The sequence below is a fragment of the Variovorax sp. Soil_C_12 genome, assembly GCF_057657375.1.
Genome location: NZ_JBDGIO010000003.1, coordinates 383456 through 408076, shown reverse-complemented (window position 1 = coordinate 408076; position 24621 = coordinate 383456). Strand labels below are relative to the sequence as shown.

The window sequence follows — 24621 nt, the reverse complement described above, 5'->3', positions numbered from 1 at the left end:
GACTATAGCCCAGATGACGAGGTGCTACAAGTTTCATAGCTGGCCGATCAGGCCAGCCGCGGGCTGCGAATGCGGGGCCTTCAGGCGCCTTGGTGCCGTGCCATCGCTTCGCCGAGCCGGACCGCACCGCCCGGCGCCCAGGCCGGGTTGAATTGCAGCGGCGGTTTGGGGAACAGCATCACCACCGTGGAGCCCAGCAGGAAGCGGCCCATTTCCTCGCCTTGGCGCAGCAGGACCTGCTGGTCGGTGTAGTGCCACTCCCGCAGCTCGCCGCTGCGCGGCGGGTTGACCACGCCGTGCCAGACCGTGGCCATGCTGCCGACGATGGTGGCGCCGACCAGCGCCAGCACGAAGGGCCCGCGTGCCGATTCGAAGACGCAGACCACGCGCTCGTTGCGGGCGAACAGGCCGGGCACGCCGCGCGCCGTGACCGGGTTCACCGAGAACAGCTCGCCCGGCACATGGATCATGCGCAGCAGGCGAGCGTCGCAGGGCATGTGGATGCGGTGGTAATCCTTGGGGCTCAGGTACAGCGTGGCGAAGCTGCCGTGCCGGAACTGCGCGGCCAGCGCCGCGTCGCCGCCCACCAGCGCGGTGGTGCTGTAGCGGTGCCCCTTGGCCTGGATGATCTGGTCGCCCTCGATGGCGCCGAACTGGCTGATCGCGCCGTCCACCGGGCAGACCAGGTCGGCCTGCGCGATCGGCCGCACGCCGGGCTTCAGCGCACGGGTGAAGAACTCGTTGAAGCTGGGGTAGCTCGCGATGTCGCTGTTCAGCGCCTCCCCCATGTCGACGCCGTACTTGGCAACGAAGCGCCGGATGATCCAGGTGGTGAGCGCGCCGCGCTCCTTGCCCGCGACCCAGCCGGCGAAGTTGGTCAGCGCCTGCTTGGGGAACAGGTACTGCGGCAGGACGGCGAAACGGTCGGACAAGGAGAGGACTCCCGAAAAAGGAAGGCGATTCTATCGACCGCCCTTCCTGTCGCTTGCGGGACGGCACCTACTCCGGCTTGATGTTCGCCGCCTTGATCACCTGCGCCCATTTCTCGACCTCGGCCTTCTGGAAGGCCGCGATCTGCGCGGTCGTCAGGTCGGCCGGCTGCATGCCGAAGCCCTTGAGCTTGTCCTGCATCTCGGGCTGGGCCAGGATCTTGCCGATCTCGGTGTGCAGCCGGTCGATGATCGGCGCCGGCGTGCCGGCCGGCACGAAGATCGCCTGCCAGGACAGCACCTCGAAGTCCTTCAGGCCCGGCAGGCCCGATTCGGCCACCGTCGGCACGTCGGGCATGGAGGCCAGGCGCTTGGCCGAGCTCACGGCGATCGCGCGCAGCTTGCCGCTCTGGATGTGCGGTCCGGCGACCACGGTGGTGTCGAACATCATGTCGACCTGGCCGCCGATCACGTCCTGGATCGCCGGGCCGCTGCCCTTGTAGGGCACGTGCGTGAACTTCACGCCCGACTTGTAGGCCAGCAGTTCCAGCGTCAGGTGCTGCGAGGTGCCGGTGCCGGCCGAGGCGGAAGAGAGCCCGCCCGCCTTGGCCTTGCTTGCCTCCAGCACGTCCTTCAGCGTCTTGTAGGGGCTGGCCTGGTTCACCACCAGCACCACCGGGTTGGTGCCGATCAGCGTCACCGGGGCGAAGGACTTCTGCGGGTCGTAGCCGATCTTGGGATAAAGGCTCACGTTGATCGCGTGCGAGCTGATGGTGCCGCCCAGGATCGTGTAGCCGTCCGGCGCGGCGCGGGAGGCGATCTCCGAGCCTACGCTGCCGCCGGCGCCGCCCTTGTTGTCGATGATCACGCTGGTGCCCAGCGCGGGCCCGAGCTTCTGGCCGATCAGGCGGCCCAGCACGTCGGTGGTGCCGCCGGCCGGGAAGGGGACGAGGTAGGTGATGGCCTTGCCGGTGGGCCAGGCGCCCTGCGCGAAAGCGGGCAGGGCCGGCAGGCCGGCGGCGAGCGAGGCGAGCGCGGTGTGGATCAGGGTGCGGCGTTGCATGACGGTGTCTCCTTGAGGTTCAGGTAATTAATAAGAAGGCGCAGCATTCGGGGCGCCTGCGCCCTCACGGCATCTCCACGATCTCGACCCAGTTCGGGTTCTTGCCCAGCGGCAGCCGCTGGGGCGCGCCCAGGGCGCCGGTCGCGGCGTCGATCGGATGCACCGAGGCGCTGTGGGACTCCTGGCCGACGGCAACCAGGAAGCGGCCGCTCGGATCGATGGCGAAGCCGCGCGGTGTCTTCTCGGTCGGTGTCTGGCCCAGCGGCTGCAGCCGGCCGGTCGCGGCGTCCACCTGGAAGCCCGACAGGGTGCTGGACGTGCGCTCCGAGGCATAGAGGTAGCGCCCGTCGGGCGTGAGGTGAAGATCGGCGGCCCAGGCCTTGCCGGTAAAGCCCGCGGGCAGGACCGTGGTGCTCTGCTGAAGCTGCAGCGTGCCGCGGGCGGCGTCCCAGGCATACACATGCAGCGCGGCGTCGAGCTCGTTCAGCAGGTACACGTTGCGCTGCGCCTTGTCCCAGATGAAGTGGCGCGGTCCCGACTTTGCGACGCCGGTCGTCAGCGCCGGGTCATTGGGCGACAAGACGCCGGTCTGGGCATCGAAGCGCCAGCTCGAGACGTTGTCGCCGCCCAGGCTGGTCGCCAGCACGAAGCGATTGGCGGCATCGGCGTGGATCGCGTGCGCGTTGGGTGCGGTGGGGAGCAACTGCTGGATCGGCCCGACGCTGCCCGTCTTCGGGTCGATGCTGTTGACCGTGATCTTGTGCCCCGGGTAGGAGGCCGCGAACAGCCAGCGGCCGGTGGCATCGGTGTCGATGTTGGCCATGCTGTCGGCCAGCGGCGCCTCGCCCAGCTTCTTCAGCTTGCCGCTGGCGCCGTCGATCGCGAAGCTCGCGACGCGGAAGGGCTGCGAGCGAAGCGCGGCGTACAGGAATCGCTTGTCGGGGCTCACCGCCATCGGCATCACCTGGCCGCCGACTTTCACCGACTCCACGGGCTTGAGCGTGCCCTGGCTGCGGTCGAGTTCGAGCACGGAGATCTCCTGGCTGTCCGCGTTGGACACGTAAACCCAGGTGGCGGCCGATGCGCTGCCGCCGATCATGGCGAAGCCCGGCACGATGAAGAGCGCGAGGCGGCGCAGCGCGCGGAAAGCGGATGTCGGATGCATGTTCTTTTCTTTCTTGCGGTCGGGGGTTTCACGGCATGTACTGGCCGCCGTTGACCTCGAGGATCTGGCCCGTCACGTAGCTCGAGAGCTGCTCCGATGCGAGATAGAGGAAGGCGCCCACGCAGTCGTCGGGCTCGCCGATGCGGGCCATCGGAATCGTGGCCCGGAACGATTCGAGCATCTGCGGCGTCGAGAACTGGTCGTGGAAGGGCGTCTGGATCACGCCCGGCGCCACCGCGTTGACGCGGATGCGGTCGGCCGCGAGCTCCTTGGCGAGGCCGCGCGTCGCGGTGCTGACGAAGCCTTTCGCGCCGGCATAGAGATAGGCACCGGGGCCGCCGCCGTGGCGCGCCGCGACCGACGAGACATTGATGATGCTGCCGCCGCGCCCCTGGGTGCGCATGAGGGGCACCACTTCGCGGCAGAAGGCGAGCACCGAGCGCGCATTGATGTGCAGCACATCGTCGAACAGCGCATCGTCGAACTCGGCGATCGGCACGCGCTTGACCAGGCTGCCTGCGTTGTTGACGAGGATGTCGATGGCGCCCCAGCGTGCGATGGTCTCGCGCACCACGCGCCGGATGGCTTCGGTGTCGCGCACATCGCCCTGCAGCGCAAAGGCCTCGCCGCCGGCGGCGGTGATGGCTGCGACCACCTCGTTCGCCGGGCCCGCCGAGCGGTTGTAGTGAACGGCCACGCGCACGCCGCGCGCTGCGTAGGCCCGCGCGACGGCGGCACCGATGCCGGTGCTGGCGCCGGTGACGAGGGCGGTCTTGCCTTTGAGGTCTTCCATGCGATCTCCTGTTCAGGTGACGGGTGCGGGGTTGAACAGCACCAGGGCGTTGTGCAGCTTCCAGTGCTCGGCCCAGGTTTTCTTGCGGCCGCTGGCCACGTCGAGCATCAGGCGGAACATCTCCCAGCCGATGTCCTCGATGCTGGCCTCGCCGTCGGCGATGCGCCCGGCGTTGATGTCCATCAGGTCGTGCCAGCGGCGCGCCAGCTCGCTGCGCGTGGCCACCTTGATCACCGGCACCTCGGCCAGGCCGTAGGGCGTGCCGCGGCCGGTGGTGAAGACATGCAGGTTGATGCCGGCGGCCAGCTGCAGCGTGCCGCAGATGAAGTCGGAAGCCGGCGTGGCGGCGTAGAGCAGGCCCCGCTGCCGCGCCTTCTCGCCGGGCGGGACCACGCCGGAGATCGGCGCCGAGCCCGACTTCACGATCGAGCCCATCGCCTTCTCGACGATGTTGGACAGGCCACCCTTCTTGTTGCCGGGCGTGGTGTTGGCGCTGCGGTCGACCCGGCCCTTGTCCAGGTAGGCGTCGTACCAGGCCATCTCGCGGATCATGGCCTCGGCCACCTCGGGCGTGGCGGCGCGGGCGGTGAGCTGGTCGATGCCGTCGCGCACCTCGGTCACCTCGGAGAACATCACGGTGGCGCCGGCGCGCACCAGCAGGTCGGTGCAGAAGCCCACGGCCGGGTTGGCCGTGACGCCCGAGAAGGCGTCGCTTCCGCCGCACTGCACGCCGACCACCAGCTCGCTGGCGGGCACGGTCTCGCGCTGGCGGGCGTTCAGGCGCTCCAGGTGCTCCTCGGCCTGGCGCAGGATCGAATCGACCATCGACATGAAGCCCACGTGGGCCTCGTCTTGAAGGCAGACCACGTCGAGCTTCGCATCGGCGCTGTCGCCGACGTCGGCCACGTTGCGCTCGTCGACCAGCGGGATGGTGCCGGGCGGCATCAGCCGCTCAGGCTGCAGCTTCTCGCAGCCCAGGCTGACCACCATCACCTCGCCGCCGAAGTTGGGGTTGAGGCTGATGTTGCGCAGGGTGCGGATGGGGATGACCGCATCGGGTGCATCGATGGCCACGCCGCAGCCGTAGCCGTGCTCCAACGCCACCACGTCATCCACGTTCGGGTATTTGGGCAGCAGCTCGGCCTTGATGCGCTGGACGGCGAAATCGGTCACGCCGGCCACGCACTGCACGGTCTGGGTGATGGCCAGGATGTTGCGCGTGCCCACCGAGCCGTCGGTATTGCGGTAGCCCTCGAAGGTGTAGCCCTCGAGCGGCTGCGGCGGCGCGGGCTTCGCGGTGGCGATGGGCAGGCCATCGAGCGAGCGCGCGGCGGGCATCTCCAGCAGGCGCTCATGCACCCAGCTGCCGGCCGCGATGGGCTTCGAGGCCCGGCCGATGACCACGCCGTAGCGCAGCACCTCGCCGCCCTGCGGGATGTCCACCAGCGCGACCTTGTGCGCCTGCGGCACTTTCTCGACCAGGGTCAGGCCGGAGGGGAAGACGGTGCCCGCGGGCAGGCCGCCCTCGTTGGCCACGATCGCGACGTTGTCGCGCTCGTGCATGGTGATGCAGAGAGGTTTGCTCATTTGGGTGCGGAGAAGAGGTCGGGCAGCCACAGCGAGAAGCTCGGCACGTAGGTCACGAGCATCAGGCACACCAGCAGCGCCCCGTAGAAAGGCCAGATCGATCGCATCACCTGCCCGACCGACACCCCCCCGATCGCGCAGCCGATGAACTGCGTGGTGCCCACCGGCGGCGTGTTCAGGCCCAGCGCGCAGTTGATCAGCATCACGATGCCGAACTGCACCGGGCTCATGCCGAACTGCATCGCGATCGGCAGGAAGATCGGCGTGCAGATCAGGATCGTGGCGGCCATGTCCAGGAAGGTGCCCAGCACGAACAGCAGCACGTTGATCATCAGGAAGATGACCCAGGGGCTGCTCGAGAACGAGGTCATCAGCTCGCCGGTCTTCTGCGGCACCTCGTACAGCGCCATGAAGTAGCCGAAGGCCGAGGAGATGCCGATCAGCAGCAGCACCACGCCGGTGGTCTTGCAGGCCTTGGCGCAGGCCTTCAAAAAGTCCTTCCAGCTCAGCGACCGGTACACCAGCACCGTGACGCCCAGCGCCCACAGCACCGCAGTGGCCGCCGACTCGGTGGCGGTGAACACCCCCGACAGGATGCCGACCAGGATGATCGCCACGATCAGCAGCCCCGGCAGCGCGCCGATGAAGGCCGCCAGCACCTCGCCCCAGCCGGGGAAGGCGCCGCGGATCGGGTAGCCGCGCTTGATCGCCACGTAGTAGGCGGCAGCCAGGTTGCACAGCGTCAGGATCAGCGCCGGTACCAGCCCCGCCAGGATCAGGCTCAGCACGCTGACCGAGGCGATGCCGGTGGTGGCCAGCGTGAAGATGATGAGGTTGTGCGAAGTCGGCATCAGCGCGCCGACCAGCGCCGCGTGGGTGGTGACGTTGACCGCATAGTCCGCGTCGTAGCCCTCGCGCTTCATCAGCGGGATCATCACCGAGCCCATGGCCGACACGTCGGCCACCGGCGAGCCCGCCACGCCGCCGAACAGCGTGCAGCCAATCACGTTGCTCATGCCGAGCCCGCCGCGCACATGGCCGATCAGGCTGTTGGCGAAGCGCACGATGCGCTGGGCGATGCCGCCGTACAGCATCAGCTCGCCGGCGAAGACGAAGAAGGGGATGGCCAGGAAGGAGAAGATCTGCATCCCGCCGACCATCTTCTGGAACACCACCGCGACCGGCAGGCCGGCATACATCACGGTGGCGACCGAGGCGAGGCCGATCGAGAACGCCACCGGGACGCCGATCACCAGCAGCGCAAGAAAACTGAAGGACAGGACCGCTAGTTCCATGCAGGCACCACTTCCTCGTCACGCAGCAGTGCCACGATGTGTTCAACCGAAAACAGGACGATCAAGGCGCCCGCGATCACGAGCGCGAGGTAGTCCACGCCCACCGGGATGCCCAGCATGGGCTTCATGTCGCTCCACTTGAGCCGGGTCCAGAGCCAGCCGCTGGACACCATGATGGCGCCGAACAGCGCCACCAGCGCGTGGATCAGGATCTCGACCTTGAGGCGCAGCGATTCCGGCAGCAGGGCGACCAGCGAATCGAGGCCGATGTGGCCGGCATCGCGCACGCCCACCGCCACCCCCAGCGCGGTGACGTACAGCACCAGCTGCAGCGCCAGCCCCTCGGCCCAGACCGGCGTGTCGTTGAGCAGGTAGCGCCCGACCACCTGGTACTGCACGCACGCGATGATCGCGATCAGCAGCACCACGGCCAGCATCAGGCTGACCTTGGACAGCAGCGCGCACACCCGCGAGTACAGGTGGCGGGAGGGCGGACGCGCCGCCTCCGCTTCGACGACCCCTGCGCTCACTTGTTGTCCTGGATGGCCTTGACCAGCCGCTGCAGGTCCGGCGTGGAGATGAACTTGGCGTACACCGGCGCCATCGCCGCACGGAACGAGGCCTTGTCGACGTCGGACACGATGGTGGCGCCGCCCTTGGTGACCACCTCCAGCGACTTGGCTTCCTGCTCGTCCCACTTCTGGCGCTGGAAGGTGACCGACTCCTTGGCCGCGGCGCGGAACATGTCCTGGTCGGCCTTGGACATCTTGTCGTAGACGGCCTTCGACATCACCAGCATCTCGGGCGCCATCGAGTGCTCGGTGCGCGAGTAGAACTTCACGGCCTCGTAGTGCTTGAAGCCGTCGTAGGAGGGGATGTTGTTCTCCGCGGCGTCGATCAGCCCGGTCTTCAGGCCGGTGTAGACCTCGCCGATCGGCACCGGCGTGGCGTTGGCGCCCATGGCGTTGATCAGCGACACCCACAGGTCCGACTGCTGCACGCGGATCTTCATGCCCTTGGCGTCGGCCAGGGTCTTCACCGGCTTCTTGGCGTAGATCGAGCGCGCGCCGCTGTCGTAGAAGGCCAGGCCGACCAGGCCCTCGGGCTCGCAGCTCTTCAGGATCTCCTCGCCGACCGGGCCGTCGAGCGACTTGCGCATGTGCGCGATCGAGTCGAACAGGAAGGGCATGGTGGGCACCAGCGTCTTGGCGCACAGCGAGTTCAGCGGGCTGATGTTGACGCGGGTCATCTCCAGCGCGCCGATCTTCACCTGGTCGATGGTCTCCTTCTCGGTACCCAAGGCGCCCTTGTTGAAGACCTTGATCTTGTATTTGCCGTTGCTGCGCTTGTCGAGCAGCTCGCTCATGTGCTTGACCGCGGCCACGGTCGGGTAGTCGTCGCTGTTGTGCACGTCGGCCGAACGGAACTCGACGGCCTGCGCGGCCAGGCCCAGGGCGCCGGCCGCCAGGGCGATCAGGGTGCGGTTGAACTTCATTTGTCTTCCTCTGTTGGTGGTGGTTTGTCGAAACGAAAAACTTGGGAGTCGTCAGCTGCCGAAGGCGGGCTCCGCGATGCCCTGGGTGCCGGGGCGCAGCGCGAACACGCCGCCGGCCAGCGGCTGGTCGGAGAGATCGCCGCCGGGGCGGATCGAGGTCACGAAGAGGGTGTCGAGCTTCGGGCCGCCGAAGGCGCACATCGCGGGCTTCTTCACCGGCACTTCGAGCGAGCGGTCCAACTTGCCTTGCGGCGTGAAGCGGTGCACCAGGCCGGCGTCGTTGCCGCAGATCCAGTAGCAGCCGTCGGCGTCGACCGCGGCGCCGTCGGGGCGGCCGGGCAGGGGATTCATGTCGACGAACAGGCGGCGGTTCGTCGGGGTGCCGGTGGCGGTGTCGTAGTCGAAGGCCCAGATGGCCTGCACGCTGGGGTGCGAATCCGAGAGGTACATCGTGCGGCCGTCGGGGCTGAAGGCCAGGCCGTTGGGGACGATCAGCTCCTCGAGCTGCAGCGATGGAAGTTGCCCGTCGCCGTCATGGCGATAGAGCCGGCCCACGTGCGCGCCGGCCCCCATGTCCATCAGCATGGTGCCGGCCCAGAAGCGGCCCTGGCGGTCGCAGCGGCCGTCGTTGAAGCGCATGCCGGGCCGGGCGTGCGCCACCTGCGCGAGGGGCGTGGCGGCGAGCGTGCCGTCGTCCTGCGGCGCGATCGAGAACAGGCCGCTTTCCATGCCTGCGATCCACTGGCCCGGCGTATCGGCGCGCGGCGCGATGCAGGCGAGCATCTCCTCGCCGGTCCAATGGCGGTGGCCGTCGGGCGACCAGCGATGCAGGGCGCGGCCCGGGATGTCGACCCAGTAGAGCGCCTGCTCGGCCATCGACCAGACGGGGCTTTCGCCGGTGCCGCAGCGGGCATCGACCACGAGCTCGGCCTGCGTGGACATGGGGTTAATCGCCGAAGGGGCCTTGGGCGGTGAAAGCGCCGCCCTGGTAGATCGCGTTGGGGTCGTCGGCGGCCACGGGCGGCTGGGCCTCGACCTTGGCGCGGAAGACTTCCGAGCTGTCCTGCGGCTGGTAGCCCAGGTGCGCGGCCGCGTGGTTGTCCCACCAGACGTCGCGGTTGGCCGACATGCCGTAGACCACCGTGTGCTTGACCTCGGGCGTGAAGAGCGACTTCTCGATCAGTGACGTGAGGTCGCGGTAGCTGAGCCAAGTGCTCATCATCCGGCGGTTGGCAGGCTCGGGAAAGGAGGAGCCGATGCGGATGCTGACCGTCTCGATGCCCCAGCGGTCGAAGTAGAACTGGGCCATGTCCTCGCCGAAGGATTTCGACAGGCCGTAATAGCCGTCGGGCCGGCGCGCGGCGTGGGCGTCGATCGTCTCGCTCTGCTTGTAGAAGCCGATCACATGGTTCGAGCTCGCGAAGACCACGCGCTTCACGCCGTGGCGCCGCGCAGCTTCGTAGAGATGGAAGATGCCCTTGATATTGGCTTCGAGGATCTCTTCGAAAGGGCGCTCCACTGAGACGCCGCCCAGGTGCACGATCGCGTCGCAGCCGGCGACCAGCGCATCGACCGCGGCCTTGTCGGCCAAGTCGCAGGGCATTACTTCCTCGTGCGGGCCCGTGGCGGGCGCAAGCGCGGCAATGTCGGACACGCGCAGCGTCTCGGCAAAGGGGCGAAGGCGCTCGCGCAGCACCTTGCCCAGGCCGCCGGCGGCCCCCGTGAGCAGCAGGCGATTCAGGCGGGGCGGGGTGGAGGAGGGGGCGCTCATCGTCTCTTGTCTCTTTGAAGTCGTAAGTTATCGGTTGTCATACAACACTCGGGTGATTATCATCACCGCATGTCGAGCCTGTCAACGGGGTCAACCTCAGCCGCCGAGCCGGCCGCCTTGGGCGGCAGCCCGCGCCGTCGCGGGCGCGGCCTGGCGCACGGCCTGGTCGACGACCTGGGCGAGAAGATCCGCAGCCAGCAGCTGCGGCCGGGCGACAAGCTGCCCACCGAGTCGGCCATCATGCAAGCCTACGGCGTCAGCCGCACCGTGGTGCGCGAGGCGCTGTCGAAGCTGCAGGCCGGCGGGTTGGTGGAGACGCACCACGGCATCGGCACCTTCGTGCTGCAGCCCCGCGCGGCGGGCATGTTCCGGCTGGAGGGCTCCGACATCGCGACCACGGTCGACGTGCTGGCGGTGCTGGAACTGCGCATCAGCCTGGAGACCGAGTCCGCCGGGCTGGCCGCCACCCGGCGCACCGAGGAGCAGCTGTTCGCGATGCGCGGGGCGCTCGACGATTTCCAGCGCAACGTGGAGGAGGCGGGGGACACGGTGGCGCCCGACTTCCGCTTCCATCTGCAGATCGCGCAGGCCACGGGCAATCCGTACTTCGCGGACATCATGAGCCACCTGGGCACCACCATCATTCCGCGCACGCGCATCAGCGCGATCCGCACCCACGACCGGCGCGGCGAGTACCTGAGCCGCGTCAACCGCGAGCACGAGGAGATCTACGCCGCCATCGCGCGGCAGGATCCGGAGTCGGCCCGCGCGGCGATGCGCATCCACCTGACCAACAGCCGCGAGCGCCTGCGCCTGGCGCAGGAAGCGGCCCAGCGCGAGGCGCAGGCGCCCGCGTCCGGCGGCGGCACGGCAACCTGAGCGCTTTCGGAGCGCAATGCTGGACAAGTCGTCGACCTAGTTGTACGATGACTGATAACTAAGAATCTCAATCCGACCTCCGAGTGGGCCCACGGCGCACTCGTCCCTTCACCTCCAGGAGACACATGACATGACCCTGAATCGACGCGATCTCATGCTCGGCGCCGTCGGCGCGAGCCTGCTGGCCGGCCACGCCTCGGCGGCCGACGCCTGGCCTTCGAAGCCCTTGCGCATCGTGGTGCCCTATCCGCCGGGCGGCTCGTCCGACATCATTGCCCGCGCCATCAGCCAGCCGCTGTCGGAGGCGCTCAAGCAATCGGTGATCGTGGAGAACCGTGCGGGCGCCAACGGCAACCTCGGCGCGGACCTCGTGGCCAAGGCGCCGGGCGACGGCTACACGCTGCTCCTGTGCGACGTCGGCGCGCTGGCGATCAGCCCCTCCGTCTACACCAAGCTCGCCTTCGATCCGTCGAAGGACCTGCGCGGCGTGACCATGCTGGCCTACTCGCCGCATCTGCTGGTGGTGCATCCCTCGGTCCCGGCGGCCAACCTGAGGGAACTGATCGCGCTGTCGAAGAAGTCCGATCTGAACTTCGCCGTCACCGCCACCGGCAGCGCGCCGCACCTGGCCGGCGTGGCGCTGGAGCGCGCCAGCGGCGCGCGCTGGCAGTACGTGCCCTACAAGGGCGGCGTGCAGGCCATCCAGGACACGGTGGGCGGCCAGACCCAGGTGCTGATGAACGGCATGCTCGCCACGCTGCCGCATGTGCAGAGCGGCAAGCTCAAGGTGCTGGGCGTCTCCAAGGCCACCCGCATGCCGCTGATCGGCGACGTGCCCACCATCGCCGAGCAGGGCGTTACGGGCTTCGAGTCCGGCACCTGGCAGGGCATGCTGGCGCCGCGCGGCACGCCCGAGGCGGTGATCCAGCGCCTGAACAAGGAACTGGTCGCCATCATCCGCTCGACCGACATCCGTTCGCGCCTGGCCGGGCAGGGCGCCGAGGTCGTGACCATGACGCCGGTCGAGCAGGAGCAGTTCTTCAACAAGGAACGCGCGCGCTGGGCCAAGGTGGTCGACGCGGCACAGATCAAGCTGGACTGAACGCGGGCCTGCCGTCCGCTTCCGTCTTTTTCCCTTCTCTCCAGGATCTTTTCTCGATGAATCCCCAGGAACTCAAATCCATCATGGGCTCCGGCCTGCTGTCCTTTCCGCTGACCGACTTCGACGCGGAGGGCAATTTCGACAAGAAGGGCTACGTCCAGCGCCTCGAATGGCTGGCGCCCTACGGCGCGAGCGCGCTGTTCGCGGCCGGCGGCACCGGCGAGTTTTTCTCGCTGACCGCTGACGAGTACCCGGAGATCATCGAGACCGCGGTGCAGACCTGCCGCGGCAAGGTGCCGATCATCGCCGGCGCGGGCGGCCCGACCCGCTTCGCGATCCAGTGTGCGCGGGCGGCCGAGAAGGCCGGCGCGCACGGCATCCTGCTGCTGCCGCACTACCTGACCGAAGCCGGCCAGGAAGGCCTGGCCGCGCACGTGGAGGCGGTGTGCAAGAGCGTGAAGTTCGGCGTCATCGTCTACAACCGCGGCCAGAGCCGGCTCTACCCCGACACCCTGGCGAAGCTGGCCGAGCGCTGCCCCAATCTGGTGGGCTTCAAGGACGGCATCGGCGACATCGAGCTGATGAGCTCCATCTACCTGCGCATGGGCGACCGCTTCGCCTACCTGGGCGGCCTGCCGACCGCCGAGGTCTACGCGGCGGCCTACAAGGCGCTGGGCACGCCGGTGTATTCCTCGGCCGTCTTCAACTTCATTCCGAAGACCGCCATGGACTTCTACAAGGCGGTGGCGGCCGACGACATGGCCACGCAGCACCGCCTGCTCAAGGACTTCTTCATGCCCTACCTGGAGATTCGCAACAAGGGCCAGGGCTACGCGGTGAGCATCGTGAAGGCCGGCGCGCGCGTCGTGGGGCATGACGCGGGCCCGGTGCGCACACCGCTCACCGAGCTCAAGGCCGACGAGTACGATGCACTGGCGGCACTGATCGAGAAGCTCGGGCCGCAGTAGGCCATCGCGGCGAGCGGGCCGAGCGGGTGACTGGCCGAGGCGCGGCGCCCGGCCTATTCTTCAGACAGCGTGCCGGGCCGCCCAGGCGGCCCCGTGCTTTTTTCGACCGACCCCAAGGACACTGCCATGCAGAACTTCGACAACCTGATCAACGGCGAATGGCGCGCGGGCGCCAGCTACAGCCCCAACACCAACCCGAGCAACCTGGAAGACGTGCTGGGCCACTACGCCCAGGGTGACGCCGTGCAGGTCGACGAGGCCGTGGCGGCCGCCACCGCGGCCTTCCCGGGCTGGGCCACCGGCAGCGTGCAGGCGCGCAGCGATGCGCTCGACAAGATCGGCAACGAGATCCTCGCGCGCAAGGAAGAGCTGGGCACCCTGCTCGCGCGCGAGGAGGGCAAGACCCGCGCCGAGGGCATCGGCGAGGCCACGCGCGCGGGCCACATCTTCAAGTTCTTCGCCGGCGAATGCCTGCGCCTGTCGGGCGAAGTTCTTCCCTCGGTGCGCCCGGGCATCGGCGTGGAGATCACGCGCGAGCCGGTGGGCGTGGTCGGGCTCATCACGCCGTGGAACTTCCCGATTGCGATCCCCGCCTGGAAGATCGCGCCGGCGCTGGCCTTCGGCAACTGCGTGGTCTTGAAGCCCGCCGACCTGGTGCCCGGCTGCGCCTGGGCGCTGGCCGAGATCATCAGCCGTTCGGGCATCCCGGCCGGCGTCTTCAACCTGGTGATGGGCCGCGGCAGCGTGATCGGCAATGCGCTGGTCGACCATCCCGGCATCCATGCCATCAGCTTCACCGGCTCGGTCGGTGTGGGCCGCGGCATCGCCGTGGCGTGCGCGACGAAGGGCAAGAAGGTACAGCTGGAGATGGGCGGCAAGAACCCGCAGGTGGTGCTGGACGATGCCGACCTGAACCAGGCGGTGGAGCTCAGCGTGCAGAGCGCCTTCTATTCCACCGGCCAGCGCTGCACCGCATCCAGCCGACTGATCGTGACCGAGGGCATCTACCCGAAGTTCATCGAGGCGATGAAGGCGCGCATGGCGAAGATCAAGGTCGGCGATGCGCTGGCGCAGGGCACCGACATCGGCCCGGTCTCCAGCGAGAGCCAGCTGCGCCAGGACCTGGACTACATCGAGATCGGCCAGGGCGAAGGCGCCACGCTGGCCGCGGGCGGCGATCGGCTGAAGCTCGCGACCGAGGGCTTCTACATGTCGCCGGCGCTGTTCAGCGAGTCGGTGGCGAGCATGCGCATCAACAAGGAAGAGATCTTCGGGCCGGTGGCGAGCGTGATCCGGGTGAAGAACTACGAGGAGGCGCTGGCGACGGCGAACGACACGGAGTTCGGGCTGTCGGCCGGCATCGCGACGACCTCGCTGAAGTACGCGACGCACTTCAAGCGCCACAGCCAGGCGGGGATGGTGATGGTGAACCTGCCGACGGCGGGGGTGGACTACCACGTGCCCTTCGGTGGGCGCAAGGGGTCGAGCTACGGGCCGCGGGAGCAGGGGCGGTATGCGCAGGAGTTCTTTACGGTGGTGAAGACGGCGTACACGCTGGCCTGAGGTCTTGCTCCCTCCCCCGAAGGGGAGGGAGTCAGGCGGTCCGGCCCCGTCGAAACCAGTACTCGATCGCCTCGAACACTCCCTCGCTCAGCAACGCCAGCACCGCCGCCGGCACCGCCCCCGCCACCAGCAGCCCGCGGTCATTGAGCGCCAGCCCCGTCACGATCCGCTCCCCGAATCCTCCCGCGCCGATGAAGGCCGCGATGGTCGCCGTCCCGATCGCGATGGTGGTCGCCGTGCGCACGCCCGCCAGCAGCGTCGGCAGCGCCAGGGGCAACTGCACCAGCCGCAGGCTCTGCCCGCCCGTCATGCCCAGCGCGGTGCCCGCCTGCCGTAGCCCGGCCGGCACTTCGGCCAGCCCGGTCACGGTGTTGCGCATGATGGGCAGCAGCGAGTAGAGCGTGAGCGCGATCAGCGCCGGCAGGGTGCCGATGGCGCCGATCAACGAGATCAGCAGCGCCAGCAATGCCAGCGAGGGCACGGTCTGCAGCAGGCCCGTGAGCCCGAGCACCACGGCCCGCAGCCGCAGATGCGGAAACACGAGGATGCCCAGCGGCACGGCGACCAGGATCGCCAGCCCGACCGAGATCGCCACCAGCAGCAGGTGCTGGCGCGTGAGCCGGCCGAGGTCGGGGCCGAAGAGCTTGGCGACGAAGCCGCGCGCGCCCTCGCCGCCACCGGCCTTCGCACCCGTTCCGCCCTGCGCCAGGAAATCGCGTGCGATCGCATCGAAGGCCACGCTTTGCAGCTCGGCGCGAGCGTTCATCGCGATCATCGCGCGCTCGTCGATGCGGCCCTCGAGCTTCTCCAGCGCGGCCCAGGCCGCCGGCCAGCGCTTGGGCACGTCGAGCCGGTACAGCACCACGGCGTCGTAGCGCGGGAAGTAGGCGCGGTCGTCCGTGAGCACGCGCAGGCCGAGGTGATCGATCTTGGCGTCGGTGGTGTAGATGTCGATCACGTCGATCTGCTTCGAGGCGATCGCGTCGTAGGCCAGGCCATGGTCCAGCCCGGTGGGCTTCTGCGCGAAGCCGTAGCGCGCGGCGAGGCCCTGCCAGCCGTCGGCGCGGCCGATGAACTCGTTCGACAAACCCAGTCGCAGCTCGGGATGGCGCGCCAGGTCGCTCAGGGTCTGCACGCCGAGCCGCTCGGCGTCGGCCGCGCGCATGGCAAGCGCATAGCCGTCGTTGAAGCCCAGCGGGATCGCGATGCCGAGGCCGAGCGGCGCCAGCGCGGCGTTCAGGGCCTCGCGCGTCATCGGCTGCGGGTTCTTGAGGATCTCCATCGCCACGGTGCCGGTGTACTCGGCGTAGAGGTCGATGCTGCCCGCGCGCAGGGCCTCGTAGACGATCGCGGTGTTGCCCAGGCCTTGCCGCAGTTGCGGCGGTGCGGGCAGGTGGGGCGCGGCGGTCTGCGCCATGACCTCGGCCAGGATGTACGACTCGGTGAACCGCTTGGAGCCGATCTTCAGGCCCGCGTCCTGCGCCAGCGAAGGCGCGGCGGCCCAGAGCAAGCCCAGGCAGGACAAGGCGAGAAGCCGCAGGCGGTGCAGGCAATGCATCCGGCGCAGTGTATCGACGCGCTGCGGATCGCGACAGGCCGCATTCCTACAGGAGATCGTGCGCGGGGCTGATGCGATTTCAAGAGCGCATGCCCGCACAGTGCCACGTGCTCATCAACTACGTCAGGCGGGGTCAAGGCAAGTCACTGTTGCTCGTCCATGGACTGGGCAGCAACTGGCGCTCGTGGCAGGGCATCATGGAACCGCTGGCGGCCCGGCGCAGCGTGACCGCGATCGACCTGCCCGGTTTCGGCAAGAGTCCGCCGCTGGAGGGCGAGGTCTCGGTGCAGACCCTGGCCGACGCGCTCGCGCAGTTTCTGCGGGAGCACGAGCTGATCGGCACCGATGCGGCCGGCAGCTCGATCGGGGCGCGGCTGCTGCTCGAGCTGGCGAGCCGCGGCGGGGTGGTGGGCGCGGTGGTCTCGTTGGGGCCGGGCGGCTTCTGGCTCGGGTGGGAGCGCTTCCTCTTCGCCGCTTCGGTCTCGCTCTCGCGCCGGCTGGCGCGGAACCTGCACTTCGCGATGCCGACCCTCATCTCGCACGACTGGTCCCGCCGCTTGCTGCTGGCGCAGTTCTCGGTGCAGCCGGCCGCTCTGCCGGCTTCCATGATCCTTGAGGAAATGCGCAGCTACGCCAGCGCGCGCTCCTTCGAGGCGGTGCTGCACGCGCTGCTGCGCGGACCGGCGCAATTGGGTGCGGACGCGGGCCGCATGGCCCGGCCTCTGGTGATCGGCTGGGGGCGGCTCGACCGCGTCTGCCTGCCGCGGCAGGCGGCACGCGCGCTGCAGCTTTTTCCGGGCGCGCACCTGCACTGGTTCGAGCGCTGCGGTCATTTCCCGCATTGGGATGCGCCCGAGGAGACAACGCGCCTTATCCTCGATGTGACGGCCGACTGACAGCACACCCGCAACTGCCCAAGGACTCCATGGCCTCAGAAGACAAGCCGCAATCGAAGAACAAGACAAAAGACCGGTATGCGCCGACGCTCCCGGCGGCCGACATCCATGGCACGAAAGAGTTGCCGTCGGTGCTGGTCGAAGGCTACAGTCTCCAGTTGCGCGGCGGGGAAGGCTTCCTGGGCGACCAGGCCAGCCAGACCGCGTTCCGCGAGCTGCTGGAGCGCTGGCGCCAGCGGCATCGCAGGAAGGGCAAGAAGGACCCGCTGGGCGAGCGGCATTCCAAAGAACTCGCCAAGGGCATGCTCGACGCGGCCCTGAAGGAGGGCAAGGCCTCGGAGGCGACCGATGTGGTCCACGCGGCCATCGAGGAATTCGCCGAGGCGCTGGCCCGTGTCATCCAGAGTTTTCTGGGCCAGCCTTCATGGAAGGGCGTCGAGCGCATCGTGATCGGCGGCGGCTTCCCGGAGAGCGACGTGGGCGAGCGGGCCGTGCTGCAGGCGGCCGCCATCCTGCAGGAGATGAAGGTGCCGGTGGAGCTCGCGCGCATCTGCCACGAGCCCGACGACGGCGGGCTGCTCGGCTGGCTGCACCTGACGCCGCCCGAGCTGCTGGAGCACTACGACGCCATCCTGGCGCTCGACATCGGCGGCACCAACGTGCGCTGCGGCATCGTGAGGACGCGGCGCAAGCGGGCACCCGACCTGTCGAAGGCCAAGGTGGTTCGGCGCGAGAAGTGGCGCCATGCCGACGACGGCCCGAACCGCCGCGCCCTGGTCGCGCGGCTGGCCGAGATGCTGGAAGAGCAGGTGCGCTATTGCAAGAAGAAGGGCATTCGCCTCGCGCCCTTCGTCGGCATCGGGTGCCCGGGCCTGATCCGCAAGGACGGCTCGATCGCGCGCGGCGCGCAGAACATGCCCGGCGACTGGACCAGCGAGCATTTCCACCTGCCCACCGAGCTCGCGAAGAAGATTCCGACCATCCGCGGCGTGCCGACCATGGTGCTGATGCACAACGATGCGGTGGTGCAGGGCTTGAGCGAGCTGCCCTTCATGCGCGACGTGAAGCGCTGGGCGGCGCTGACCATCGGCACCGGGCTGGGCAATGCGAGCTACAGCAACTTGGAGTCCTCGAAGAAGTCCAAGGCCTCTCAGCGCTCCTCTTAGAGCTGGAACGCGACCGTCAGCAGCAACCCCTCCGCCACGTCCCGCACCAGCCCCGGCCGCCGCGCGCGGTAGCTTTCGCCGGCCGAGGCGGTGGTCTCGATCCACTGCGCCAGCCAGTCGATCTGCTCGGCGCCGTAGAACACCACCGCCGCCTCGTGGTTCAACAGCAGGCTTCGCATGTCGAGGTTGATCGAGCCGCACAGCGCCAGCTGTTCGTCCACCACCACCGCCTTGGCATGGGCCATGAAGGGCAGCATGCGAAAGCTGACGCCGGCGCGCGCGAGGTCGCGCATGGCCCGCGCGCGCACGAAGTCGGCCAGCCGGTGATTGGATTGCGCCGGCATCGCGATCGTGACCTGCACGCCGCGCCGCGCCGCCAGGCGCAGCGCATCGCGCAGGCCGTCGCCGGGCACGAAGTAGGGCGTGATCGCGAGCAGCCGGTGCTCGGCGCGGAAGCACGCGTCGATCAAGAGCGCGTGGGCCGTGTCCTCGGTCTGGTCGGGCCCGCTGGGCAGAAACTGCGCGAGCTCGCCCGCCGGCGGCACGGCGGCAGCGATGGCGCGCGGCTTGCGTCCGCGCACCGAGGCCCAGTCGTGGTCGAACTGGCGCGCCGCCGCCGCGGCCACGCTGCCCCGGAGGTCGAAGGAGAGGTCGTGCCACGCATCCGGGTTTTCGTCGTTGCCGAGGAAGTATTCGCCGGCCAGGTTGCGCCCACCCGACCACAGCCAGCCATCGTCCGCGATGGTGAGCTTGCGGTGGTTGCGCAGGTTGCGCGGGCCGGTGCGGCGCAGGCTGAAGAGGGGGCGGAACACGGCCACCTCGGCGCCGGCCTCGCGCAGCGTGTCGAAGTGATGGCGCGGCAGCGACAGGGCGCCGAAGCCGTCGAGCAGCACGCGCACCTTGACGCCCTCGCGCGCGCGCCGCGACAGCCGGTTGATCGCCTCGTGGCCCAGCGCGTCGTCGCCGATGATGAAGGTGCAGACGTCGATGCGCTTGCGCGCGCCCTCGATCACGGCCCACAGCGCATCGCGTGCCGCGCCGCCGTCGGCATGGAAGCGCACCGCGCAGGGGCCGGGCGGTGCGAGCCCGAAGCTCTCGATCAGGTCGGCCGCCCAGTGCCCGGCCGGCACCGAGCGCGGCGGCCGCGGCGAGCCCGCGGGCCGCAGCTTGCGCTGGCCGAAGAGCAGGTACATGGGCAGGATGAGGTAAGGCATCAGCACCAGGCCCATGACCCAGGCGATCGCGGTGGTGGGCGCGCGGTGCTCCCGCCGCCCTCGCGTGGTGAGCACGTAGACCAGCAGCGCGAAGGTCACGACCAGCAAGTGCTGCGACGGCGAGGGCAGCCAGTCCAGCCAGTCGTCGATGCGGTTCACGCGGCGAGGTGTTGGAGGGATGCGGGCACCGGCCGTCCCTCCGAGGCCAGGAAGCGCATCATCGGCCCGACCACGGCGCGCACCGCCGGGCGCGCGCCCACGCGATCGCGCCAGGCCAGGAGGCGCGGCGTGGCATCCGTCATGCCGGCGCCCTTGCGGTCGGCGAAGACCTGCGCCATGTAGAAGGCGATGTCGGCGAAGGAGTAGGGGCCGGCCAGGTACTCGGCGTGCGCGAGCCGCTCTTCCATCTGCTCGTAGAAGCGGGCGCAGGCGGCGCAGGCCGTGACGGCCGCCTCGCTTTGCATGTCGTGCTGCAGGCCCATGAGCCTGATCATGTGGGGGAAGAACACCTCGTCCGACAGGTGCTCGAGCTGGCGGGCCCGGGCGCGGCTGGCGACCTCACGCGGCCACAGCGGCGGCTCGGGTGCCGCGTCTTCGAGATATTCGAAGATCTGCGTGGAGTCGAAGAGCTCCACCTCGCCGTCGATCAGCACCGGCACCTGCCGCTTGGGGTTGATGCGCAGCACCTCGGGGTGCTTGGGGAGGTAGTTGTCGTCCTTGTCGAAAGGCACCATGACGGCTTCGATCGCGATGCCCTTTCGAGCGCGGCGATCTGCGCCTTGGCGCCGAACATGCTGAGGGGGCCGGTGAAGAGCTTCATGAAGCGCGATCATGCCGCGACTTCACCGGCCTTGCACCTCAGGTCGAGCCCCAGACCTCCTGGGCGGTCTCGACCACCAGCCGCAGCTTCGCGCGCTGGGCCTCGACGGCGATGTTGTTGCCATGCACCGTGCTCGAAAAACCGCACTGCGGCGACAGCGCCAGCTGCTCCAGCGGCGCGTACTTGGCGGCCGCCTCGATGCGCTCCTTGAGCTCGTCCTTGTCCTCCATCTCGCCGAACTTGGTGGTCACCAGGCCCAGCACCACGGTCTTGCCCTTGGGCAGGAAGCGCAGCGGGCGGAAGTCGCCCGAGCGTGCGTCGTCGTACTCGAGGAAGTAGGCGTCCAGGTCCATCTCCTTGAGCAGGGCCTCGGCCACCGGCTCGTAGTTGCCGGCCGCCGCGTGCGTGCTCTTGAAGTTGCCGCGGCACAGGTGCATCGCCAGCGTCATGCCTGCGGGCTTTTGTGCCACCACCTTGTTGATGAAGGCGGCATAGCGGTGCGGCAGCTCGTTGGGGTCGTCGCCGCGCTGGCGGGCGGCCTCGCGCATCTTCTCGTCGCACAGGTAGGCGAGATTGGTGTCGTCCATCTGCACGTAGGTGCAGCCGGCCGCGGCCAGCGAGCGCAGCTCGTCGCCGTAGGCCCTCGCCACGTCGTCGTAGAACACCGGGTCGAGCTCGGGGTAGGCCTCCTTGCTGATGCCGGCGCGGCCGCCACGGAAGTGCAGCATGGTGGGCGAAGGGATGGTGACCTTGGGCGTGTTGCCGGCCGACACCTGGCTCTTGAGGTACTCGAAGTCGGCCAGCTGGATGCACTTGGCGTGGGTCACCTTGTCGATGACGCGCATCACCGGCGGCGCGAGCTCCTCGGTGCCGTCGGGCTTGCGGATGATGACCGGGATGTCGGTCTTCACGCCGCCGAGCTGCTCGAGGAAGTCGATGTGGAAGTAGGTGCGGCGGAACTCGCCGTCGGTGATGCTCTTGAGGCCGATGTCCTCCTGGAACTTCACGATCTCGGTGATGGCCTTGTCTTCGACACGGCGAAGCTGCTCGGGCGTGATCTCGCCCTTGGCTTTTTGCTCGCGGGCTTCGAGCAGGTACTTGGGGCGCAGGAAGCTGCCGACGTGGTCGTAGCGGGCAGGCAGGCGGGCATGTTCGGACATGGTGGGCTCCGTCGAATCTGGAAAAGAACGACCGATCGTAAACGCACGGGGATCGACCTTAATGGATACATCAACGTCAGTGTTTACCCTTAAATTGACCTGAAATCATTGGATATTTTCGCTTGTATGTATACATTGCGTATCCCATGAGTCCCTCCACACGCTCCTTCCCCCTCAACGCCTGGTATGCCGCGGCCTACGACGTCGAGCTCAAGCACAGCCTGCTGGCGCGCACCATCTGCAATCAGAAGCTGGTGATGTACCGGCGCAGCGACGGCCAGGTCGCGGCGCTGGAAGACGCCTGCTGGCATCGCCTGATGCCGCTGTCGCTGGGCCGGCTGGAGGGCGACGAGCTGGTCTGCGGCTACCACGGCCTGGTCTACAACAGCCAGGGGCGCTGCACCCACATGCCCAGCCAGGAGACGCTCAACCCCTCGGCCTGCGTTCGTTCCTACCCGGTGGTGGAGAAGCACCGCTTCGCCTGGGTCTGGCCCGGCGACCCGGCCCTGGCCGACCCGGCGCTGGTGCCCGACATGCACTGGAACGACGACCCGGCCTGGGCCGGCGACGGCAAGATGATCCGCGTGGCCTGCGACTACCGGCTGGTGGTCGACAACCTGATGGACCTTACGCACGAGACCTTCGTGCATGGCTCCTCCATCGGCAACCGCGCGGTGGCGGAGGCGCCGTTCGTCGCCACGCACGGCGACCGCTCGGCCACCGTCACGCGCTGGATGGAGAACATCGACGCGCCGCCCTTCTGGGCCGGGCAGATCCGCCATGCCCACGGGTACGAGGGCAAGGTGGACCGCTGGCAGATCATCCGCTTCGAGGGGCCGTGTACCGTCAACATCGACGTGGGCGTGGCCGCGGCAGGCAGCGGGGCGGTGCCACGCGACGGCCATCCGGGCGACCGCAGCCGCGGCGTGAACGGCTATGTGCTCAACACCATCACGCCCGAGACCGAGACCAGCTGCCTCTACTTCTGGGCCTTCGCGCGCAACTATTGCACCGGCGAGCAGCGCCTCACGCACGAGCTGCGCGAGGGCGTGGCCGGCATCTTCCGCGAGGACGAGCTGGTGCTCGAAGCCCAGCAGCGCGCGATGGACGATCGTCCCGGGCAGGAGTTCCACAACCTCAACATCGATGCCGGGGCCATGTGGGCGCGGCGGCTGATCGACCAGTTGATCGCGAAGGAGCAGCCGGCCGCGACGACCATCCCGATCCGGGCTGCGGCCGCGGCGGAGGCGATGCGATGAGCGCTGGCGGCGAGCTTGCCTCGGAAGCCGGCAGCTCGCACGCCGTCAAGGCCCAGCTGCGGCTGCGCGAGATGGTGCTGGCCGGCGAGCTGCCGGGCGGCACCCGCATCGCCGAGGTGGCGATCTCCGAGTCGCTGGGCGTCTCGCGCACGCCGGTGCGCAGCGCCCTCATGCGGCTCGAGCAGGAAGGCCTGCTCGAGGCCTTGCCCAACGGCGGCTACGCGGTGCGCACTTTCTCCGAGCGCGACGTGGCCGACGCCATCGAGCTGCGCGGCACGCTCGAAGGCCTGGCGGCGCGGCTCGCGGCCGAGCGCGGGGCGGCGCCGGTGGTGCTGCGCGAGGCGCGCGCCTGCCTCAAGCGCATCGACGAGCTTTTGAGGGAGCCCGCGCTCGACGACGCCGCCTTCTCGCGCTATGTCGAATTCAACGGGCAGTTTCACCGGCTGCTGTCGGAGATGGCGGGCAGCCCGCTGATCGCCCAGCAGCTGGAGCGCGCGACCAATCTGCCCTTTGCCTCGCCCTCGGCCTTCGTGGTGGTGCAAGCCAACTCGCCGGCCGCGCGCGACATGCTCGTGATCGCGCAGGACCAGCATGGCCAGGTGCTCGACGCCATCGAGAACCGCGAGGGCTCGCGCGCCGAGGCATTGATGCGCGAGCACAGCCGCCTCGCACAGCGCAACCTGCGTGAGGCCCTGCATGGCGCGCACAACCATCCCCTGCCGGGCGTGCAACTGATCCGCCGCCGGGCCTGACAACCACCTCCATCACGATGACAAGCGAAGTTCACTGGATGCCTGCGCGCATCGCCGCCTGCCGCGACCTCACGCCCACGGTGCGCGAGTTCGAGATCACGCCCGAGACGGGCTTCGCGGCCGCATACGAACCTGGCTCCCATCTCCAGGTCCAGCTGCTGGTCGGCGCGCCCGGCGCAGGGCGGATGCAGACGCGCCACTACTCGCTGGTCGGCGAGCCCGACGGCCGCGCGTGGCGCATCGCCGTCAAGCGCCTGGACGACGGGCGCGGCGGCTCGCTCGCGATGTGGCGCCTGGCGCCCGGCGATCGCCTGCTGGTGACGCAGCCGCAGAACCACTTCGGCCTCGATACGACTGCGCCGGGCTACCTGCTGGTGGCGGGCGGCATCGGGATCACGCCGATGGTCTTCATGGCGCAGCGCCTGGGCGCGCTGTCCGGACGCCGCGGCATCCCCGTGCGCATGCTCTACGGCGCGCGCAGCGCCGGAGAGCTGGCCTACCTTCCGCTATTGCAGGAAGCGCTCGGAGCCTCGGAGGCCGCCAGCGTGCAGGCCCACACCGGCAGCGCCCCCATCGATTTCGCCGCCGAGATCGAGGCCCTGCCGCGCGGCGGCCAGCTCTACACCTGCGGGCCGGTGCCGATGCTGGAAGCCGTCAAGCGCGCCTGGGAGGCAGCCGGGCGGCCGCCGGCCGACCTGCGCTTCGAGACCTTCGGCAGCAGCGGCCGGCTGCCTGCGCAAGCCTTCGAGGTGCGCATTCCGCGCCACGCGCTGAGCATCCAGGTGCCCGCCGACAGCAGCCTGCTCGAAGCGCTCGAAGCCGCCGGGGTGCAGACGCTGTGGGACTGCCGTCGCGGCGAATGCGGCCTGTGCGCCATGGACGTGCTGGCCGTCGACGGCGAGATCGACCACCGCGACGTGTTCCTGAGCGAGCAGGAGAAGCGCGAAGGCCGCCGCATCTGCGCCTGCGTGTCGCGCGCGGTCGGCAACATCACCCTCGACTCCGCGTGGCGGCCCGACGCTACGTGAAGACCCGGCTGAAGACTTGGATCTCTGCGCGATCATCGCGCAATCGATCGACGGATCGCGCAGTAAAAGCGGCTGCGGGCCGGCGCCTTAGGTGTTTGCCGAGGCGCGCACTTCGTTTCAATTGATCACAATACGCCCCGCTTCATCCACAAGGAGAC

General features: G+C 68.9%; 22 protein-coding genes and 1 pseudogene. 9 read left to right on the top strand and 14 right to left on the bottom strand.

Annotation, left to right across the window (positions count from 1 at the left end; genetic code table 11):
• Positions 1-80: 80 nt before the first annotated feature.
• The 10 genes from asd to AC3A6X_RS10620 all read right to left on the bottom strand — a co-directional run bounded on the left by asd (position 81) and on the right by AC3A6X_RS10620 (position 10098).
• Positions 81-932: an archaetidylserine decarboxylase gene (asd, locus tag AC3A6X_RS10665; protein ID WP_487842150.1), complete on the bottom strand. Its 852-nt coding sequence runs from the start codon at positions 930-932 to the stop codon at positions 81-83.
• A 67-nt stretch (positions 933-999) separates the two neighbouring features.
• On the bottom strand, positions 1000-1992 hold the full coding sequence (locus AC3A6X_RS10660; protein ID WP_487842149.1) for a Bug family tripartite tricarboxylate transporter substrate binding protein: 993 nt from the start codon (positions 1990-1992) through the stop codon (positions 1000-1002).
• 64 nt (positions 1993-2056) lie between these two features.
• Positions 2057-3091 (bottom strand): lactonase family protein, encoded by a 1035-nt coding sequence (locus tag AC3A6X_RS10655; RefSeq protein ID WP_487842428.1) that lies wholly within the window; start codon positions 3089-3091, stop codon positions 2057-2059.
• A 94-nt stretch (positions 3092-3185) separates the two neighbouring features.
• Complete coding sequence (locus AC3A6X_RS10650) at positions 3186-3950, bottom strand: SDR family NAD(P)-dependent oxidoreductase (protein ID WP_487842148.1); 765 nt, start codon at positions 3948-3950, stop codon at positions 3186-3188.
• Positions 3951-3962: 12 nt separating this feature from the next.
• Positions 3963-5537 (bottom strand): galactarate dehydratase, encoded by a 1575-nt coding sequence (garD, locus tag AC3A6X_RS10645; RefSeq protein ID WP_487842147.1) that lies wholly within the window; start codon positions 5535-5537, stop codon positions 3963-3965.
• The gene (locus AC3A6X_RS10640) at positions 5534-6832 is read right to left on the bottom strand and encodes a TRAP transporter large permease (RefSeq protein WP_487842146.1); all 1299 of its coding nucleotides are present in this window, start codon (positions 6830-6832) and stop codon (positions 5534-5536) included. The genes garD and AC3A6X_RS10640 overlap by 4 nt, the downstream gene beginning before the upstream one ends.
• On the bottom strand, positions 6823-7311 hold the full coding sequence (locus tag AC3A6X_RS10635; protein WP_487842427.1) for a TRAP transporter small permease: 489 nt from the start codon (positions 7309-7311) through the stop codon (positions 6823-6825). Before AC3A6X_RS10635 ends, AC3A6X_RS10640 begins: the two co-directional genes overlap by 10 nt.
• Positions 7312-7358: 47 nt before the next feature.
• A complete protein-coding gene (locus tag AC3A6X_RS10630; RefSeq protein ID WP_487842145.1) occupies positions 7359-8327 on the bottom strand; it encodes a TRAP transporter substrate-binding protein in 969 nt (322 codons plus the stop codon).
• Between the two features lie 51 nt (positions 8328-8378).
• Entirely contained in the window at positions 8379-9269 is an 891-nt protein-coding gene (locus AC3A6X_RS10625; protein WP_487842144.1) for a glucurono-1,5-lactonase, read from the bottom strand.
• Between the two features lie 4 nt (positions 9270-9273).
• Positions 9274-10098 carry an NAD-dependent epimerase/dehydratase family protein gene (locus AC3A6X_RS10620; protein ID WP_487842143.1) on the bottom strand — a complete coding sequence of 275 codons (825 nt, stop codon included), beginning with the start codon at positions 10096-10098 and terminating at the stop codon, positions 9274-9276.
• Between the two features lie 69 nt (positions 10099-10167).
• Between AC3A6X_RS10620 and AC3A6X_RS10615 the strand changes: the two genes are divergently transcribed.
• From AC3A6X_RS10615 to AC3A6X_RS10600, 4 genes are all read left to right on the top strand, one after another.
• Complete coding sequence (locus tag AC3A6X_RS10615; protein ID WP_487842142.1) at positions 10168-10977, top strand: FadR/GntR family transcriptional regulator; 810 nt, start codon at positions 10168-10170, stop codon at positions 10975-10977.
• Positions 10978-11107: 130 nt separating this feature from the next.
• A complete protein-coding gene (locus AC3A6X_RS10610) occupies positions 11108-12079 on the top strand; it encodes a Bug family tripartite tricarboxylate transporter substrate binding protein (protein ID WP_487842141.1) in 972 nt (323 codons plus the stop codon).
• Between the two features lie 56 nt (positions 12080-12135).
• Positions 12136-13047 (top strand): 5-dehydro-4-deoxyglucarate dehydratase, encoded by a 912-nt coding sequence (gene kdgD, locus AC3A6X_RS10605; protein ID WP_487842140.1) that lies wholly within the window; start codon positions 12136-12138, stop codon positions 13045-13047.
• A gap of 126 nt (positions 13048-13173) precedes the next feature.
• Positions 13174-14610 carry an aldehyde dehydrogenase family protein gene (locus tag AC3A6X_RS10600; RefSeq protein WP_487842139.1) on the top strand — a complete coding sequence of 479 codons (1437 nt, stop codon included), beginning with the start codon at positions 13174-13176 and terminating at the stop codon, positions 14608-14610.
• A 31-nt stretch (positions 14611-14641) separates the two neighbouring features.
• On the opposite strand, the gene AC3A6X_RS10595 is transcribed toward AC3A6X_RS10600, so the two are convergent.
• Positions 14642-16168, bottom strand: a complete 1527-nt coding sequence (locus AC3A6X_RS10595; RefSeq protein WP_487842138.1) for an ABC transporter permease/substrate-binding protein — start codon at positions 16166-16168, stop codon at positions 14642-14644.
• Positions 16169-16257: 89 nt separating this feature from the next.
• On the opposite strand from AC3A6X_RS10595, the gene AC3A6X_RS10590 reads away from it, so the two are divergent.
• Both AC3A6X_RS10590 and AC3A6X_RS10585 read left to right on the top strand, forming a co-directional pair.
• On the top strand, positions 16258-17064 hold the full coding sequence (locus tag AC3A6X_RS10590) for an alpha/beta fold hydrolase (protein ID WP_487842137.1): 807 nt from the start codon (positions 16258-16260) through the stop codon (positions 17062-17064).
• A 29-nt stretch (positions 17065-17093) separates the two neighbouring features.
• Complete coding sequence (locus AC3A6X_RS10585; RefSeq protein ID WP_487842136.1) at positions 17094-18230, top strand: ROK family protein; 1137 nt, start codon at positions 17094-17096, stop codon at positions 18228-18230.
• On the opposite strand, the gene AC3A6X_RS10580 is transcribed toward AC3A6X_RS10585, so the two are convergent.
• The 3 genes and pseudogenes from AC3A6X_RS10580 to AC3A6X_RS10570 form a co-directional block, all read right to left on the bottom strand.
• The gene (locus tag AC3A6X_RS10580) at positions 18227-19603 is read right to left on the bottom strand and encodes a phospholipase D-like domain-containing protein (RefSeq protein ID WP_487842135.1); all 1377 of its coding nucleotides are present in this window, start codon (positions 19601-19603) and stop codon (positions 18227-18229) included. The two genes, AC3A6X_RS10585 and AC3A6X_RS10580, sit on opposite strands and share 4 nt — an antisense overlap.
• Positions 19600-20264: pseudogene (locus tag AC3A6X_RS10575) on the bottom strand (glutathione S-transferase family protein). Before AC3A6X_RS10575 ends, AC3A6X_RS10580 begins: the two are co-directional and overlap by 4 nt.
• A gap of 38 nt (positions 20265-20302) precedes the next feature.
• The gene (locus AC3A6X_RS10570) at positions 20303-21424 is read right to left on the bottom strand and encodes a 5-methyltetrahydropteroyltriglutamate--homocysteine S-methyltransferase (protein ID WP_487842134.1); all 1122 of its coding nucleotides are present in this window, start codon (positions 21422-21424) and stop codon (positions 20303-20305) included.
• Between the two features lie 146 nt (positions 21425-21570).
• Here AC3A6X_RS10570 and AC3A6X_RS10565 point away from each other — a divergent pair, with 146 nt between their 5' ends.
• Genes AC3A6X_RS10565 through AC3A6X_RS10555 form a run of 3 tightly spaced genes read left to right on the top strand, consistent with a single transcriptional unit; the run spans position 21571 to position 24463 of the window.
• A complete protein-coding gene (locus AC3A6X_RS10565) occupies positions 21571-22683 on the top strand; it encodes an aromatic ring-hydroxylating dioxygenase subunit alpha (RefSeq protein WP_487842133.1) in 1113 nt (370 codons plus the stop codon).
• Entirely contained in the window at positions 22680-23435 is a 756-nt protein-coding gene (locus tag AC3A6X_RS10560; RefSeq protein WP_487842132.1) for a GntR family transcriptional regulator, read from the top strand. The genes AC3A6X_RS10565 and AC3A6X_RS10560 overlap by 4 nt, the downstream gene beginning before the upstream one ends.
• Before the next feature lie 38 nt (positions 23436-23473).
• Positions 23474-24463, top strand: a complete 990-nt coding sequence (locus AC3A6X_RS10555; RefSeq protein WP_487842131.1) for a PDR/VanB family oxidoreductase — start codon at positions 23474-23476, stop codon at positions 24461-24463.
• Positions 24464-24621 lie beyond the last annotated feature (158 nt).

Excerpts from the sequence above, each read along its gene's own strand:
- AC3A6X_RS10660 (WP_487842149.1), bottom strand. The coding sequence starts at position 1,992 with ATGCAACGCCGCACCCTGATCCACACCGCGCTCGCCTCGCTCGCCGCC.
- AC3A6X_RS10615 (WP_487842142.1), top strand. The coding sequence starts at position 10,168 with ATGTCGAGCCTGTCAACGGGGTCAACCTCAGCCGCCGAGCCGGCCGCC.
- garD (WP_487842147.1), bottom strand. The coding sequence starts at position 5,537 with ATGAGCAAACCTCTCTGCATCACCATGCACGAGCGCGACAACGTCGCG.
- AC3A6X_RS10590 (WP_487842137.1), top strand. The coding sequence starts at position 16,258 with ATGCCCGCACAGTGCCACGTGCTCATCAACTACGTCAGGCGGGGTCAA.
- AC3A6X_RS10595 (WP_487842138.1), bottom strand. The coding sequence starts at position 16,168 with ATGCATTGCCTGCACCGCCTGCGGCTTCTCGCCTTGTCCTGCCTGGGC.
- AC3A6X_RS10555 (WP_487842131.1), top strand. The coding sequence starts at position 23,474 with ATGCCTGCGCGCATCGCCGCCTGCCGCGACCTCACGCCCACGGTGCGC.
- AC3A6X_RS10625 (WP_487842144.1), bottom strand. The coding sequence starts at position 9,269 with ATGTCCACGCAGGCCGAGCTCGTGGTCGATGCCCGCTGCGGCACCGGC.
- AC3A6X_RS10620 (WP_487842143.1), bottom strand. The coding sequence starts at position 10,098 with ATGAGCGCCCCCTCCTCCACCCCGCCCCGCCTGAATCGCCTGCTGCTC.
- AC3A6X_RS10630 (WP_487842145.1), bottom strand. The coding sequence starts at position 8,327 with ATGAAGTTCAACCGCACCCTGATCGCCCTGGCGGCCGGCGCCCTGGGC.
- AC3A6X_RS10585 (WP_487842136.1), top strand. The coding sequence starts at position 17,094 with ATGGCCTCAGAAGACAAGCCGCAATCGAAGAACAAGACAAAAGACCGG.
- AC3A6X_RS10560 (WP_487842132.1), top strand. The coding sequence starts at position 22,680 with ATGAGCGCTGGCGGCGAGCTTGCCTCGGAAGCCGGCAGCTCGCACGCC.
- AC3A6X_RS10565 (WP_487842133.1), top strand. The coding sequence starts at position 21,571 with ATGAGTCCCTCCACACGCTCCTTCCCCCTCAACGCCTGGTATGCCGCG.
- AC3A6X_RS10655 (WP_487842428.1), bottom strand. The coding sequence starts at position 3,091 with ATGATCGGCGGCAGCGCATCGGCCGCCACCTGGGTTTACGTGTCCAAC.
- AC3A6X_RS10600 (WP_487842139.1), top strand. The coding sequence starts at position 13,174 with ATGCAGAACTTCGACAACCTGATCAACGGCGAATGGCGCGCGGGCGCC.
- AC3A6X_RS10650 (WP_487842148.1), bottom strand. The coding sequence starts at position 3,950 with ATGGAAGACCTCAAAGGCAAGACCGCCCTCGTCACCGGCGCCAGCACC.
- AC3A6X_RS10640 (WP_487842146.1), bottom strand. The coding sequence starts at position 6,832 with ATGGAACTAGCGGTCCTGTCCTTCAGTTTTCTTGCGCTGCTGGTGATC.
- AC3A6X_RS10610 (WP_487842141.1), top strand. The coding sequence starts at position 11,108 with ATGACCCTGAATCGACGCGATCTCATGCTCGGCGCCGTCGGCGCGAGC.
- AC3A6X_RS10570 (WP_487842134.1), bottom strand. The coding sequence starts at position 21,424 with ATGTCCGAACATGCCCGCCTGCCTGCCCGCTACGACCACGTCGGCAGC.
- kdgD (WP_487842140.1), top strand. The coding sequence starts at position 12,136 with ATGAATCCCCAGGAACTCAAATCCATCATGGGCTCCGGCCTGCTGTCC.